At 37.8% G+C, this 17,064-nt stretch carries 11 protein-coding genes; 5 read left to right on the top strand and 6 right to left on the bottom strand.

Annotated elements, in window-relative coordinates; genetic code table 11:
• Nucleotides 1–20: 20 nt before the first annotated feature.
• The 3 genes from C0W29_RS09865 to gyrA form a co-directional block, all read right to left on the bottom strand.
• The gene (locus C0W29_RS09865) at nucleotides 21–2,072 is read right to left on the bottom strand and encodes an EAL domain-containing protein (protein ID WP_045044356.1); all 2,052 of its coding nucleotides are present in this window, start codon (nucleotides 2,070–2,072) and stop codon (nucleotides 21–23) included.
• 155 nt (nucleotides 2,073–2,227) lie between these two features.
• Nucleotides 2,228–3,310 (bottom strand): 3-phosphoserine/phosphohydroxythreonine transaminase, encoded by a 1,083-nt coding sequence (gene serC / locus C0W29_RS09860; protein ID WP_045044355.1) that lies wholly within the window; start codon nucleotides 3,308–3,310, stop codon nucleotides 2,228–2,230.
• A gap of 266 nt (nucleotides 3,311–3,576) precedes the next feature.
• A complete protein-coding gene (gene gyrA / locus C0W29_RS09855) occupies nucleotides 3,577–6,246 on the bottom strand; it encodes a DNA topoisomerase (ATP-hydrolyzing) subunit A (RefSeq protein WP_045044354.1) in 2,670 nt (889 codons plus the stop codon).
• Nucleotides 6,247–6,736: 490 nt separating this feature from the next.
• On the opposite strand from gyrA, the gene C0W29_RS21745 reads away from it, so the two are divergent.
• The 5 genes from C0W29_RS21745 (at nucleotide 6,737) to yfaE (ending at nucleotide 11,997) form a co-directional block, all read left to right on the top strand.
• Nucleotides 6,737–6,880, top strand: a complete 144-nt coding sequence (locus tag C0W29_RS21745; protein ID WP_162836313.1) for a hypothetical protein — start codon at nucleotides 6,737–6,739, stop codon at nucleotides 6,878–6,880.
• A 162-nt stretch (nucleotides 6,881–7,042) separates the two neighbouring features.
• A complete protein-coding gene (gene ubiG / locus C0W29_RS09850; protein WP_045041600.1) occupies nucleotides 7,043–7,753 on the top strand; it encodes a bifunctional 2-polyprenyl-6-hydroxyphenol methylase/3-demethylubiquinol 3-O-methyltransferase UbiG in 711 nt (236 codons plus the stop codon).
• A gap of 501 nt (nucleotides 7,754–8,254) precedes the next feature.
• Nucleotides 8,255–10,522, top strand: coding sequence for a class 1a ribonucleoside-diphosphate reductase subunit alpha (gene nrdA / locus C0W29_RS09845; RefSeq protein WP_036795322.1), 2,268 nt, complete (start codon nucleotides 8,255–8,257; stop codon nucleotides 10,520–10,522).
• 45 nt (nucleotides 10,523–10,567) lie between these two features.
• Nucleotides 10,568–11,701 (top strand): class Ia ribonucleoside-diphosphate reductase subunit beta, encoded by a 1,134-nt coding sequence (gene nrdB, locus C0W29_RS09840; RefSeq protein WP_045041601.1) that lies wholly within the window; start codon nucleotides 10,568–10,570, stop codon nucleotides 11,699–11,701.
• The gene (gene yfaE, locus C0W29_RS09835) at nucleotides 11,698–11,997 is read left to right on the top strand and encodes a class I ribonucleotide reductase maintenance protein YfaE (protein WP_045041602.1); all 300 of its coding nucleotides are present in this window, start codon (nucleotides 11,698–11,700) and stop codon (nucleotides 11,995–11,997) included. The genes nrdB and yfaE overlap by 4 nt, the downstream gene beginning before the upstream one ends.
• 79 nt (nucleotides 11,998–12,076) lie before the next feature.
• Here the strand turns inward: yfaE and adiA are convergent, their stop codons facing one another.
• The 3 genes from adiA to C0W29_RS09820 all read right to left on the bottom strand — a co-directional run bounded on the left by adiA (nucleotide 12,077) and on the right by C0W29_RS09820 (nucleotide 16,892).
• The gene (adiA, locus tag C0W29_RS09830) at nucleotides 12,077–14,368 is read right to left on the bottom strand and encodes an arginine decarboxylase (RefSeq protein WP_036795328.1); all 2,292 of its coding nucleotides are present in this window, start codon (nucleotides 14,366–14,368) and stop codon (nucleotides 12,077–12,079) included.
• Nucleotides 14,369–14,422: 54 nt separating this feature from the next.
• On the bottom strand, nucleotides 14,423–15,745 hold the full coding sequence (gene potE, locus C0W29_RS09825) for a putrescine-ornithine antiporter (RefSeq protein ID WP_036795330.1): 1,323 nt from the start codon (nucleotides 15,743–15,745) through the stop codon (nucleotides 14,423–14,425).
• A 304-nt stretch (nucleotides 15,746–16,049) separates the two neighbouring features.
• Nucleotides 16,050–16,892 carry an META domain-containing protein gene (locus C0W29_RS09820; protein ID WP_045041603.1) on the bottom strand — a complete coding sequence of 281 codons (843 nt, stop codon included), beginning with the start codon at nucleotides 16,890–16,892 and terminating at the stop codon, nucleotides 16,050–16,052.
• Nucleotides 16,893–17,064: the final 172 nt, after the last annotated feature.

The raw sequence follows: 17,064 nt of genomic DNA, 5'->3' as shown, positions 1-17,064 counted from the left end.
AGCGTTTAACAAATGAAATCTTAGATTGAAAAACAGCCTTGTTTCGCAATATTTTCATCCTTTAACGCTGCAGTTTTAGTCCACGCTAAAGCATTATCAAGCGGCATTGGCTTAGCAAAATAAAAACCTTGGCAAATATCAATACCGCACTGTTGCACGAAGTATTTTTCAGCCTCAGTTTCCACACCTTCAGCAACCAATACACAACCAGTTACTTCACTAATTTTAGCTAAAAGCTGATATAAACTTTTTTCACGCTCATTTTCAATATTAAACAATAATGATCGATCTAACTTCACCTTATCAAAATTGAATTTGAGTAAATGTGGAAAAGAAGCATAACCTGAGCCAAAATCATCAATAGCAATTGTTATACCTAATGCTTGTAATACTGCAATATTCTCAGAAACTTGTTTGTCATTATCAATAATCGCTTCTTCTGTGATCTCTATTTCCAGTACCTGTGGTGAAATATCATAATAACTCAAGCGTTCAACAATATATGCTACAATATGTTTATCAGAAATTGTTTCTGCTGAAACATTAATTGCCACTTTACAATTTTTCTCTAATGGCATCTTTTGAATATCAATTAACACTAAATCAATAACCATTTTATCCAACTGTTTTATGGCGCCTAATTGCTGAAAATCTTGAATAAAGACTGGTGGCCATAATTTTCCTTTAGGATCTTTATAGCGAATAAGAGATTCAAAAGATAAACAATGATCATTATTCAAGTGTACCTGTGGTTGATAATGCATAATAAACTCGCCACGACTAAGCATTCGACTCACACGGCGACTGATATCATGTTTATTGATATAGCTACTCATTACTTGGTTAACGTCACCTAAAAATGATTTTAATGTGCTGCGGTCAAGCTCATGCTGCCGACTTATCGTCATATTATTACTTTGACTTCTTCCCGCATAATGAAGGTAAAATGGTCGATAAATAACAATACCAATTATGACCACCACAACCTGCAATACCACACCAGATAAACTGTGCTGAGTTGCAATATAGCCACTAATAAAAGGCGGTGTCATCCAATCAACAATAGTACTGACCGGATTCACTAATCCAAATGTGATTGCGCCATATACAACCACAAAACTAACCAATGGTACCAACACAAAAGGCATAATTAATGTAGGATTAAAAATAATGGGTAAACCAAAGAGTAATAGTTCATTTATATTAAATATCACTAACGGTAAGGCTGATAAAGCTAAGGTAATATGCCGTCTATCTTTTGAAAATAATAAAATACATAACAACAGACTAATGCTATTTCCAGAACCGCCCATTGATAAGAAAGCATCATAGAAACCCTGTCCTAACACATTTAAAGAAGCTTCCCCCGCTTGCCAATCGGCAATATTTTTTTGAGTATTTTCGAATAATTGTTGTTTGGCTCTAAAAAGGAAATTATGGCCATTAATACCAATAGCACCTAATAATCCTAAAATAAATTGATACGATAAACCGCCATAAAATGTTAATGGATTAAGAGAAAGGTCATGTCGCACGTATTCACTTAAGGCCATAATAATTTTAGTTAGTTTTGCCAAAGCCACAGTTAAAAGCAGGAAACAAAAAAAGTGTAATACATGCTTATAAAGCGTGTTTACAAAATCAATTCGTGAAGGATCTAATGGAAAGAGACGAAATGAGATACAACATATTGCAGAGATCATTGCAGCAAGTAACGCTATCAATGGATTATTAGGCAACCCACTCTGTACTGAAACTAATTCGTTAGGGACAGATACTGCAATAAATAGCAATAATGAATATGGCACTACCACCATTGCATTCACGCCATGTTTAGTTGCTATATAATAGCTAGTGATTAAACACAGTGCTATAGGATAAATACCAATTAATAAATTAGAAAAATAAAAAAATTTATTGGCTAAATCACTCAACTGAGCCAAATTTAATCCATGGCCAACAAATAGCGTAATCGCATTACAAATAATTAGAGGCAGTAATAATAAGAAAACAATCGAAATATCACGGATATAATCGTTGTAATATGATTTTAATACTGAGCTTTTGTACATACGTTCACATAGCAATAGAAATTAGCCTTGGATTATATATAGCAATGTTAAAGGCTCAATCAAAAACATTGTAACTAGGTATTACTTATTATTGCTTATTAAAAAAATACACACTTTAGGTGTGTATTTTTATCAATGCTGTACATTTAAATTAATTAAGCGTTATTTTTTTCAAACATTCGCATAAAATCAACCAATGCCTGTACGCCTTCTAATGGCATCGCATTATAAATAGAGGCGCGCATACCACCTACCACACGATGCCCTTTCAATGCTTTTAATCCTGCTTTTTCTGCTTGGGTTAAAAATACATCATCGAGCTCAGAATTTTTCAATTGGAATGGTACATTCATCACTGAACGATTATCTGCATGGACGTCATTAATGTAGAAATCAGAATGATCGATAAAATCATATAATAATTTAGCTTTCGCAAGGTTACGTTGTTCCATTACCGCAATGCCGCCGACACTTTTTAGCCATTTAAACACTTCACCCGCTAAATACCATGCAAATGTCGGTGGTGTATTAAACATTGACTCTTTATCAACTAAAACTGTGTAGTCTAAAATACTCGGTAAAATTGATTTTGCTTTACCTAGTAAATCATCATGAACAATAACAATCGTTAATCCAGCAGGACCAATATTTTTTTGGGCTCCAGCATAAATGACTCCATATTTAGACACATCGATTTGACGCGATAAAATAGTTGATGACATATCTGCGACAATCGGTTTGTCTGTAATAGGTAAGTCACGAATCTCAATGCCATCAATAGTTTCATTTGGACAAAAATGCACAAATGCAGCGTCATCGGAAAGCGGCCATTCTACTGCTGGTAAAATGGCTTTTTTACCCTCTTTAATACAAGTGATATCGACACTGTTTGGCTGACAATACTTAGATGCTTCTTCAATCGCACTGTGCGCCCAAAAACCACCATCCATATAATCAGCGGTTGCTGCTTCACCCAATAAATTTAACGGTACAGCGGCAAACTGGCCACGAGCACCACCATGACAAAATAACACATGGTAATTAGCTGGAATATTCAGTAATTCGCGTAAATCTTGTTCTGACTGAGCAGCAACCGCAAGAAACTCTTTACTACGGTGGCTGATTTCCATAACGGAAGTGCCTAAACCCTGCCAGTCGATTAATTCTTGTTGGGCTTGCGCCATCACATCAGCGGGGATCATTGCCGGTCCGGCACAAAAGTTATAAACCTTATCCATAATGTTGTACTTGCTCCTGCTCGAGTTGCACAATAAAAAATTACTGCTTCATAAAGCTAATAGCATCACAATCTGTACTACTTTTAGCATTAAAAAACAGACATTAACGGTAAATATCAACATTGTGATAGAGATCGTTTATTTATTTTTACACCTTTATTGCGCAACTTTAAAGGCTTAATTAAAAATTACATTATTTATAAATGCGTGGATAAAAAAAACGCAGCCAATGGCTGCGTTTTATTTAGAATAAAGCACTATAATGCTTACTCTTGTTCGGTTGAATCACCTGATTCTGCGTCTGCTGCTGGTTGTTCTGTATTTTCAACAGTCTCACCATCAACTAACTCTGCATCTTCAATTAATTCTTCTTCCGCTGGCTCATCAATACGCTGTAGACCAACTACTTTTTCGTCTTCAGCGGTACGGATAAGTGTAACGCCTTGAGTATTACGACCAACACGACTTACTTCAGCAACACGAGTACGAACCAGTGTGCCTCCATTAGTGATCATCATAAACTCATCGCCGTCTTCTGCTTGAACAGCACCAACAACGCTACCGTTACGATCAGAGACTTTGATTGATACTACACCTTGAGTTGCACGGCTCTTCGCCGGGTACTCAGCAAGTCCAGTACGCTTACCATAACCATTTTCAGTTACTGTAAGAATATCGCCCTCATTGTGTGGCACAATTAGCGAAACAACTTTATCGCCTTCAGCAAGTTTAATACCACGAACACCAGCCGCAGTACGACCCATGCCGCGTACGCCACCTTTAGTATTGCCTTCATCGTCAATAACAACTGGGCTTTCGTAGAAACGTACTACTTTACCAAATGCTGAGAACAGCATGATATCGCAATCACCATCAGTTACATCAACACCGATCAATGAATCACCTTCACGTAGATTAACGGCAATAATACCGGCACTACGAGGACGACTAAAGTCAGTTAATGGTGTTTTCTTCACGGTACCATCAGCGGTTGCCATAAAGACAAACTTGTCTTCTGTGTATTCACGCACAGGAAGAATAGCAGTAATACGCTCATTTTCTTCTAGTGGTAAAATATTCACAATTGGCTTACCACGAGCAGTACGGCTAGCTAATGGTAATTGATATACTTTCAGCCAGTACATACGACCGCGGCTTGAGAAGCATAAAATCGTGTCATGGGTATTAGCAACCAACAAACGTTCAATGAAGTCTTCTTGCTTCATGCGCGTTGCTGCTTTACCTTTACCACCACGACGTTGCGCTTCATAATCGCTCAAGATTTGGTACTTAACGTAACCTTCGTGAGAAAGTGTTACAACAACATCTTCTTTAGGGATCAGATCTTCTAAATCAATATCATTGCTTGCAGCTGTGATTTCAGTACGACGTTCATCGCTAAACTGCTCTTTCACTAGCTCTAGTTCTTCACGGATCACTTCCATCAAACGCTCGGAGCTTGATAGAATGAACATTAGTTCAGCGATTTCTTCTAGAAGTTGCTTATATTCTTCAAGAATCTTGCCATGCTCAAGACCTGTTAACTTATGTAAACGAAGATCAAGAATAGCTTGCGCTTGTTGTTCCGTTAAATAGTATTGATTATCACGAATACCAAATTGCTCTTCTAGCCAATCTGGACGCGCAGCATCAGTACCTGCACGCTCAAGCATTGCAGCAACATTACCTAACTGCCAACCACGAGCAACTAGTGCAGCTTTGGCTTCTGCTGGTGTGTTTTCTCGACGAATTAATTCAATAATTTCATCAATATTTGCTAATGCAAGTGCAAGACCTTCAAGAATATGAGCGCGATCACGTGCTTTACGCAATTCGTAAATTGTACGACGTGTCACCACTTCACGGCGGTGATTAACGAAGCACTTAATCATTTCTTTTAGATTGAAGATCTTTGGTTGGCCGTTATCAAGCGCAACCATGTTGATACCAAATGTCGTTTGCAACTGAGTTTGAGCATAAAGGTTGTTCAGAACAACTTCGCCAACCGCATCGCGCTTACATTCAATAACAATACGCATGCCGTCTTTATCTGACTCATCACGTAATGCACTAATACCTTCAACTTTCTTATCTTTAACAAGCTCAGCAATTTTTTCAATTAAACGTGCTTTGTTAACTTGATATGGAATCTCATGAACCAGAATAGTTTCTCGACCATTCTTTTCAGTTTCGATTTCAGCTTTGGCACGCATGTAAACTTTACCGCGACCAGTATGATAAGCATCAACGATACCTTTACGGCCATTGATCATCGCAGCAGTTGGAAAGTCAGGGCCTGGAATATATTCCATTAGCTGATCAATAGTGATGCTCTCATCATTGATATATGCTAAACAGCCGTTAATCACTTCACCAAGGTTATGGGGCGGTATATTCGTCGCCATACCCACGGCAATACCAGAAGAACCATTCACTAATAAGTTAGGGATCTTCGTTGGTAAAACTGCTGGTATTTGCTCAGTTCCATCATAGTTAGGAACGTAATCAACCGTTTCTTTATCTAAATCAGCCAATAATTCATGGGCAATTTTAGACATACGGACTTCGGTATAACGCATCGCAGCGGCAGAGTCACCATCGATTGAACCGAAGTTACCTTGACCATCTACAAGCATGTAGCGCAGTGAGAACGGTTGCGCCATACGTACAATAGTATCGTATACAGCGCTATCACCATGTGGGTGATACTTACCGATAACATCACCTACCACACGGGCAGATTTCTTATATGCTTTATTCCAGTCATTGCCTAGCACATTCATCGCGAATAAAACGCGGCGGTGCACAGGCTTAAGGCCATCACGCACATCAGGAAGAGCACGACCAACGATAACTGACATCGCGTAGTCGAGATAAGAGCTTTTCAGCTCCTCTTCAATATTTATGGGCGTGATCTCTTTTGCAAGATCGCTCATGGAGCCAATATCCCTCAGGTAATTTCTGTCGTATTTTTATACGTGCAAGGTGCAATAATATAGCATATTTCAGCCTAAATAGGCCACCTTTCACGACTTATGTTATGAGTAATTTAGCGGAATTTAAAGAAAACAGAAACAAACATCGTCACATCTGTGGATTAACCGCATATGGCTGTTTATTTATTGTTCATTATGCCAACTACCTTAAACTACTCCCTTTAACCTACAGAGTATGTAACCATTTGTAAAAGCAAGATGTAACACTGTTTTATAAGAGAACAGCTGAAAATTAACAAAATAAAATCAAAAATGCGACATTTGACCATTTATTAATCATCTTTATTGAGCACACTGTATTAAATATTAGCGATTGCTGTTAATGAACTTATTTTCGCAATAACTGATACATTAGTGTTTAAAATACCCCTTATCGTTAATTTGAACACTCCGTACTTGTTAGCAACATAAATCCACTGAGGATAAAGTGATGGGTGCAGCAATTAATATGATTGGCATATCAATCATTGTAGGTAAATATATTTTAATGCTCATTCTTGCTATCACCACCTTGTCTGGTGGTATGTTCACACCAGAACTCATTCCAGCCACAATAAGTAATTTTAATGAGTGACACCAAATTTCGCCAAGTAGCACGATTGTACTTGGCGCCCATATACTTTTCTTATTATGAATATCCTCTTTTTGTGCCCGTGTTTCTCACAGTTATCCTTTGCAACTACCACTTTATTTCGCATAATAGCGACTATCTATTAAGGAAAATGGCACCATTAACATGACCAAATCACGCAATGTTGACCTTGCAGAAATCGAAAAGTTTGAACAAATAGCTTCACGCTGGTGGGATCTAGAAGGCGAATTCAAACCACTTCATCAAATCAATCCCTTACGTTTAAATTACATCATTGACAACGCCAATGGTTTATTTGGCAAAAAAGTACTTGATGTCGGTTGTGGCGGTGGCATTTTAGCGGAAAGCATGGCGATTGAAGGGGCTAATGTAACTGGCCTTGATATGGGTAAAGAACCTTTAATGGTTGCAAAATTGCATGCATTAGAGACAGGAACAAAACTCGATTATGTTCAATGTACAGCCGAAGAACACGCTGAACATCATCATGAAGCTTACGATGTCGTAACATGTATGGAAATGCTAGAACATGTACCCGACCCTGCATCAGTTATTGCTTCATGTGCCAAAATGGTCAAACCTGGCGGGCATGTTTTCTTCTCAACATTGAATCGTAATATTAAATCTTATTTATTTGCGATTGTTGGGGCCGAATATGTTATGAAGCTCGTACCTAAAGGGACTCATGATCATCAAAAATTCATTCGTCCATCAGAATTAATAGCAATGATCGATAAAACACCACTACAAGATCGTCATATTATTGGACTTCACTACAATCCACTCACCAACACCTATAGTCTAGGCAATAATGTCGATGTGAATTACATCGTTCATACGATTAAACCATTGTAGTTGATCAAAACGAATATTAAAGGAGATCACATTATCTCCTTTAAACTACATTCTACTAACAAATGTAATTACATTTACTATTTTACAACCAAAAAAAACCAGTAAGATCAAGGACTATTAACGCTGTCTTTAACTAAAAACTCACCATTTATCCAACTCAAATTCGAGCCCAAAAAGCAATAAAAAAAAAATTTATTTATCTGAAAAAATAACGTAAAAGGCATTGATTTTTACTATCTATTTGATGCTATTCGCTACATCAGTGAGTTGGTACTAACTTTTTTATTAAAATCCCCATGTTATCCACAGCTGGTCAAAAAATACCATCTTGCAAAACCTCGCATTCACCACTATCTTGTAAGCACTTTCGCTCAACACCCCAACATGTAGTGTTTCTGCCGAATAACGATATTTATAAATAAAGATCACATTCTTTGCTAATCTAATAGATAAATTGCAAAAAAATATCATCTGCAAGGAAAACTGGGAAAACAACAACAAATGACTCAACAACTAACAGTTACCAAGCGCAACGGTCGTAAAGAACTTATCGATCTCGACAAAATCCATCGTGTCATCGACTGGGCTGCAGAAGGCCTAGAAAATGTATCGGTTTCTCAAGTCGAACTAAAGTCACATATCCAGTTTTATGACGGTATTCGTACTGATGATATTCACGAAACTATCATCAAAGCGGCGGCTGATCTAATTTCAGAAGAAACACCAGATTACCAATACCTTGCTGCTCGATTGGCAATTTTCCATCTTCGTAAAAAAGCTTATGGTCAATTTGAGCCACCAGCCCTATTTACCCACGTCAAAAACTTGGTCGAAAAAGGTAAGTACGATAGCCATTTATTAGATGATTATACCGAAGAAGAATTCGCAGTGATGGATACGTTTATCGATCACTGGCGCGACATGAATTTTTCTTACGCTGCAGTTAAGCAGCTTGAAGGTAAATACCTTGTTCAAAACCGTGTCTCTGGTGAAATTTTTGAAAGTGCGCAATTTCTGTATTTATTAATTGCAGCTGCACTGTTCAATAAATACCCGAAAGAAACACGTCTTGATTATATCAAACGCTTTTACGACGCTTCTTCGACATTCAAAATTTCATTACCAACGCCGATCATGTCTGGTGTACGTACACCTACACGTCAATTCAGCTCATGTGTACTAATTGAATGTGATGATAGCCTCGATTCAATTAATGCAACGGCAAGTTCAATTGTACGTTATGTCTCTCAACGTGCAGGTATTGGTATTAACGCTGGTCGAATTCGTGCATTGGGATCTGAAATTCGTGGTGGCGAAGCATTCCATACCGGTTGTATCCCGTTCTACAAATACTTCCAAACGGCGGTTAAATGCTGCTCTCAAGGTGGTGTTCGTGGTGGTGCGGCAACGTTATTCTACCCTATTTGGCACCGTGAAGTTGAATCGCTGCTAGTGCTTAAAAACAACCGTGGCGTAGAAGAAAACCGTGTTCGTCATATGGATTACGGCGTACAAATTAACAAATTAATGTACACCCGTTTAATCAAAGGTCAGAACATCTCATTGTTCTCTCCTTCTGATGTTCCAGGGCTATACGATGCATTTTTTGCTGACCAAGTAGAATTTGAACGTTTATACAACTTGTATGAGCAAGATGACAGCATTAAGAAACAATCAATTAAAGCGATTGAATTATTCTCATTACTGATGCAAGAACGTGCATCTACGGGTCGAATCTACATTCAAAACGTTGATCACTGTAATACACACAGCCCATTTGATCCGGCTGTCGCGCCAATTCGTCAATCAAATTTGTGTCTTGAAATTGCCTTGCCAACCAAGCCATTGAAGAATGTTGAAGATGAAAATGGTGAAATCGCATTATGTACATTATCTGCATTCAACTTAGGTGCAATTGATACCTTAGATGACTTAGAAGAACTCGCTGAATTAACAGTTCGTGCACTCGATGCGTTATTAGATTACCAAGATTACCCGTTGCCTGCTGCACGTCGTTCTACCATGAATCGTCGTACTCTAGGTGTTGGCGTTATCAACTTTGCTTATTACCTAGCAAAACACGGTGTTCGTTATTCAGACGGTAGTGCAAATAATCTAACTCATGAAGCTTTTGAAGCGATTCAATATTACCTATTGAAAGCATCTGTTAATTTAGCTAAAGAGCAAGGTCCATGTCCGTTATTTAACGAAACAACCTACGCACAAGGTATTTTGCCAATCGATACTTACAAAAAAGATATCGATAATATTTGTAATGCTGAGTTGCATTACGATTGGGAAACATTACGCGAAGAGATTAAAACTCATGGTCTGCGTAACTCGACCCTTTCTGCTTTAATGCCATCAGAAACATCATCGCAAATTTCAAATGCGACCAATGGTATTGAACCACCTCGTGGATACGTTTCCGTAAAGGCATCAAAAGATGGTATCCTCAAGCAAGTTGTTCCTGAGTTTGCTAAATACAAAGACAACTACGAGTTACTTTGGAACATTGGCAGCAACGATGGCTACCTACAACTTGTTGGCATTATGCAGAAATTTATTGATCAGGCTATCTCGGCAAATACTAACTATGATCCGAGTAAACAGCCTGGTGGCAGAGTTCCAATGAAACTGCTACTAAAAGATCTGCTTAATGCTTATAAATTAGGTGTTAAGACACTGTACTACCATAACACTCGAGATGGCGCATCTGATAGCCAGAGCGACCTGAGTGGTGATGATTGTACAAGTTGTAAAATTTAAGCATTCAAAGGGAGCCTTAGGGCTCCTCTTTGATTTGAGGATATCATGGCCTACAGTACTTTTTGTCAAACAAGTAACGATCAACTTAAAGAACCAATGTTCTTTGGTCAGTCAGTGAATGTTGCACGTTACGATCAACAAAAATTTGAAATTTTCGAAAAACTTATCGAAAAGCAATTAAGTTTTTTTTGGCGTCCAGAAGAAGTGGATGTATCTGGTGATCGCATTGATTACAATAACCTGCCAGATCATGAAAAACATATTTTTATCAGTAACTTAAAATACCAAACCCTACTTGATTCAATTCAAGGTCGTAGCCCAAATGTAGCATTACTGCCTATCGTTTCACTACCTGAATTAGAAACATGGATCGAAACATGGTCATTTTCTGAAACAATCCACTCACGCTCTTATACGCATATTATTCGTAATATCGTTAATAACCCGTCGATTATCTTTGATGATATCGTCCGTAATGAGCATATTATCAAGCGTGCTGGTGATATTTCTAAATATTATGATGATCTAATCTCTGCAACCAATGATTATCATCGTTACGGTGAAGGCCAACACTCAGCTGATGGCATTAGTTTCACTGTCGATTTACATGAAATTAAAAAGAAACTGTACCTGTGTCTAATGTCAGTAAACGCATTAGAAGCTATACGTTTCTATGTTAGTTTTGCCTGCTCATTTGCTTTTGCTGAGCGTGAGTTAATGGAAGGTAATGCAAAAATCATCAAGCTGATTGCACGTGATGAAGCACTACATTTAACGGGTACTCAACATATGTTGAACTTGCTACGTAATGGCCATGATGATCCACAAATGGCAATTATTGCAGCTGAATGTGAAGAAGAGTGTTTCAGTATCTTTAAAGCAGCAGCGGAGCAAGAAAAAGAATGGGCTGAATACCTATTTAAAGATGGCTCAATGATTGGTTTAAACAAAGAAATTTTGTGCCAGTATGTTGAATACATTACTAACTTACGTATGGCAGCTGTCGGTTTACGCCCAGCTTATGACGGCGCAAATCAAAATCCAATTCCATGGATAAATTCTTGGTTATCATCAGATAATGTCCAAGTTGCTCCTCAGGAAGCTGAAATTAGTTCATATCTTGTCGGTCAAATCGATAATGATATTAGCGCTGATGATCTCGGTGATTTTGAGTTGTGAGTCAATTAACCATTACGGTTAATGGCATTAAGGTTTGTGGCAATCGCCATGAACCTTTATTAACCCAATTAGAAAAAGCAGGTATTGAACCAGAGTACCAGTGTCGCCATGGAATGTGCGGTGCTTGTCGATGTAAACTGATCTCAGGCTCTGTCACTCAGCAAGATACTCTAGCTTTCGTTGGTTCAAATGAAATATTAAGTTGTTGCTCTATTCCACAACAAGATATTGAAATTAGCTTTGATTACCAACCTAATCGTAACCTTAAAGTAACTAACACTAAAATAGCCCTCTAAAATATCTTTAACTCATTAAATCGAGATAAAATATAAAGGGCTATTTTTTACTTACTATAAATATAATCGTTAACTGTAATTACTTCACACACATCACATGATAAACACCATCTTCCACTTCCGTACCTTCAGTTTCATGCTCAAAACCAGGGAATTCTTTATCCCAAATTTCTAAACTGTGTAAATAACCAATTTGAGGGCTATTTGCATCGCCAAAGTTCTCACCTGACATCAACATTGGAATACCTGGTGGATAAGGAATAACTGCATTTGCAGCAATACGGCCTTGTAGTTTCGTCGATGGTACCATTTCAACATTATCATCGACTATCGCTTCAAACGCTGCTCGTGGGGTGATATCTGCTTTTGGTAACGTCGAATAAGCGGCATTCAACATTTCAGATGGAGTATGCGTTTTTAGATAGGTAAACATCTTATCACCCAAGTCTTTCAAGCCTAAATCGCCGTACACTTGCGGGTGACTCGCTGCTAAATCAGGCAGTACTGATTTTAATGGGGTATTATTATCATAGTGCGTTTTAAAACTGAGTAAGGTATTCACTAAGGTTGCCCACTTACCTTTCGTTATCCCCATTGAGAACAAGAACATCACTTGGAAATCAGTGGTACGCGTTGGCACAATACCAAAACGAGTTAAATATTGCGTCACTAACGCTGCCGGAACACCTGTATCAAGTAACTTACCATTATCCCCCATACCTGGCGCTAAAATGCTGACCTTAATGGGATCGAGCATACACCAATCTTTAGGAATATCGTCGAAACCATGCCATTTATCACCAGGCTTCATGATCCAAAAATCTTGATTAGTGGCTAATAATTCTGCTGGTGCATCTTCAAATGCATATTCGACCCCAGTATCTGGATCAACGATAGATTCCGCATTCCATGGTTTAAAGAACCAATCGCCATCAGCCACAAACTCTCGATGTAAACGTCCCATTGCTTGACGATAATCAACCGCTTCTTTGATCACTTCATTGGTTAATGACTCTCCTCGATTACCAGCCATTTGTGAAACAGCTATATCGTTAGAAACACTAATAGCATACAACGGTGATGTGGTCGCATGCATCATGTATGACTGATTAAAGCGTTCAAAGTTGATATGATCTTTACCATAACGAACATGGATCCATGACGCTTGAGACAGTGCATTCAACAATTTATGGGTTGAATGAGTAGCAAAGACCGTTGGTCCATCATCGGGGGTTTCTTCTGGTTCGCCACGCATTGCAAAGTGATCAGTATAAATAGGATTAAAACGTGCGTAGCCATACCATGCTTCGTCAAAGTGAATTCTATTACTGCTTTCACTTAAAATATCTTGAGCGCGTTTAGCGTTATAGCATAAACCATCATAAGTACAGTTTGTAACCACCGCATAGGTTGCCTGCCCGCCCGCTTGAGCTTTTGTTAACTCACTACTTTCGGCTGATTTTTTTAAACCTTCGGGCGACATTTGCTCAGGATAAATTGGACCGATGATCCCATAACGGTTACGAGTCGGTACCATATAGACAGGTAATGCTCCCGTTAACATTAACCCCTGCTCTATCGATTTATGACAATTTCGATCACAAATTGCTAAGGTGTTTTCCCTCATACAAATTTGCATGATGGTACGATTGGCTCCAGAAGTTCCTGTTACCAATGAATAGGATTTATCAGCCCCAAAAACCTTAGCGGCATAATCCTCACTTTCACCAAATGCACCGGTATGATCAAGTAATGAACCTAAAGAACCACGCTCAATCCCCATATCTGAACGAAAGAGCCCTTCACCGTAATAATTATAAAACCGCTGACCTTCAGGTGTTTTTAGAAAACCCACCCCACCTTGGTGGCCAGGGGCAGCCCATGAATACTCATGCACACTATCGTACTTCATCATTGCATTTGCTAACGGTGGCAATAATTGCTCTCGATAACGTTGCATCGCAGCAATCGCTCGGCCCGCCATAAAATCAGAGGTATCTTCTAGAATCCAAGCAAATTCACTCACTAATGACATTAAATGGCGATCAACGGTTAAGGTCATTTTCTTACGTTCCGCTAATAAGAAAACAGGAACACCTTGTTGGCGCTGATTCAACTTTTCAATGAGTGAAAAGAACATATCGTTCTCTTCTTGCTGTTGCCCCGTCATGCTCGAGGTCAACATAAAGCAATCAATAGCCATATTGACATTCAGCATTGAATAACAATCATCGTAAGTAGATGCTTTGGCAACAATAATTGATTCATCTTCAAATTGCTCAACTAATCGGTCGATAGCATTAGCAACCACACCTGTAGCTTGAGAGTTATCAAAAATTAACACTCTCATATGCTTACCATAATTCAACATATACAATCCTTTAATATCAGATTAATAATTAAATTTCATTTGAAATAATTAAATTCACGATGACTCTTTATTAATTACAGCTTCACGACTAGCAATAAACCCATAGAAGAAATAACCAAGCAAGGTAATTATAGCACCATAAAATACGGCCTCTTCTCCAGTAGAATAAGCGCCATAAATACTATATAAAACAGCGACAGAACCTATAATAATACCGTTACGATATTCCTTTTGATTCACATTGGCATTTCTCATAATAATACCGAGGGCAGTTAGAGAAAGAATATAAGGTACCATATTAATAAATACAGCAAGATTAACTAACACATTAAATTGTTTTAATAATGTTGGGGAAATGGTCATAACGGCAAGAATTAATTCAAATGCCAACATAAGCATCATGCCTTTAAACGGCGCATCATATTTATTTAACTCACCAAATATTTTAGGGAATAATCGCATATCTGCAGCAACTCTAGATACTTGCGCATTAGTAAACTGCCAACCTAATAATGATCCAAGACATGCAACAATTGCCATTGCCGTAATAATTTCACCTACAAATGGATTAAACATCTGTGCGAAAACTAATCCAAATGGGGAATCGGATTTAGATAATACTTCATTGGGAATAATCCCCTGAATAACTGTGGTTGAAGCAATATATGTAGCAGCAGAAAACACAGTAGCAAGCATACAAGCAAGTGGCACATTACGTTCTGGATTTTCAACGGTCCCTGAGTTAGCACCTGCTGATTCAATACCTAAGAATGCCCATAATGTTAATGCCATACCCGCATAGACAGCGCTACCAACAGAGATATCATTAGGGTTCCATGCTTCTGCAAATATCTTAGGATCAAACCAAAACCAGCCTATTATAGATAAACCCAGCACTGGAATAATAATCCCCCATACTGTTATTGTTGAGATCCCCCCCGTTATTTTTGCTCCTCTTACATTCGCAAACATAGTAATAATTAAAATGGAGATAACGCCAACAAAGGTATGTATTGGCGTTTCTTTTAACCATGGAATAAAATACTCTAAATATCCGACAGCTGATACCGCAATAGCAACAGCACTAATAACAAGACACACATAGTAAGTATAAGAGGCAATAAAAAAACTGGATTTACCATGCGCTTTTTCTGCGTAAGCTGACATACCGCCATCATCACTACAATACATACCACATTTAGCGAACGCATAAGCTATTGCTAATGCACCTATTGCAGTAACAACCCATGCAAGTAAAGCTATTCCTCCTGTTGCGGCTAAACTTGAGGGTAATAATATTATCCCCGATCCCATCATATTAACGGTAACTATGGTCGTTAATCCCATTAGTCCCATTTTGTTACTGTTTGAACTCATAGCGTAAACTACCTTATAGCTTATTAATTATCTTTAAAATAATATTATTTCAATGAAATTAGACACCAATGTTTTATATCGGAATAAGTATAATTTAAAATATGAGGATAGGTTTATTTGTTAATGATATATTCAAATATTTTGATGCGGTAAGAATAAAATAACCTTTTTTTTTGCATGTTTTAAATATATGAACTAAGTAATCTTGTTATTTATTTATTAATCAATAACTAATATTTACGCGAAAAAAAGCGCATAAAAGAAAAGCTTCTTCTATACGCTATAATACTTTTTGATTAGACTATTATTTTATTTTAAAAGTCGCAATAACATTACCATTATTATCTTTAATACTTAATATATTATTATTAATACTATAAGTAGAAAACTCAGGTAATGCTGCTAAAAATGCTTGTTCTAGTTCCATTCCATCCATACACATTTTGCGTGTAGATGCTGCTTGGCCTAACGTCAATGTTGTTGCTGTTTGAGACTCCAATGCACTGTGAAAATTATTACAACCAGAAAAACCGCTGGCATTTTTAGTCGCTGCATCAAATTGAATAAAAGCACTATTACCACCTGCGCCAGGTTGAACTGCTTGACCTGATAAGGTGACCAATTGCCATTGTGGTCCAGCAAGAGTCGGTTGATTTGCCTCTGGAGCTGCATTTTGAGCAGGTGCAACACGATCTAATTTAACCTCTAATGGCTGTTTTGCATCAACGGCAAATGGATCCATTGTTGAAGTTGAAGTCATGATCAATTTATTATCGACTTTCACTGTTGCGCGCACATTGTAACGATGATTAGCTTTTACTTTATTGGCATCATAATTCAACGTTACTGGATAAGGTGGCGCCCCCGCTATATCCATCGACTCGGTACTCAATGTCACTGATGGCGCATCTGCAAGTGATACATCTTCAAGTGTAACATTCAACACAGCGCCTGGCGGTAGCATACGACGATCTAAATAAATAACACTTACATCTAATGGTTTCATATCAGCTTTCTCTGCTTGAACAACAGCTGTTGGTTGCTGAGGTGCTTTAACGGTAGCTTCTTTATCATTACATGCTTGTAGCATTAAAGCGGATAACATAACGGATGTTGCCAATACTACTTTTTTTAATTTGAAAGCCATTATTTTTCCTTAAATCTATGTCTATTTATTTGAAGAAATTACTCTGCTTATTTTTTGAGTCGCGATCATGATCATAACTTCAGTATTAATCATCCAGACAATGATTTGCGACTAACTTTTTCTGAATCCTATCACTTATTATCACAATAATACAGCATTCAAAATAATAATA

Source organism: Photobacterium kishitanii (assembly GCF_003026355.1).
In the GTDB taxonomy this organism is placed as follows: domain Bacteria; phylum Pseudomonadota; class Gammaproteobacteria; order Enterobacterales; family Vibrionaceae; genus Photobacterium; species Photobacterium kishitanii.
The sequence above is the reverse complement of the archived record's forward strand: the minus strand, read 5'-3'. Positions and strand labels throughout refer to the sequence as shown.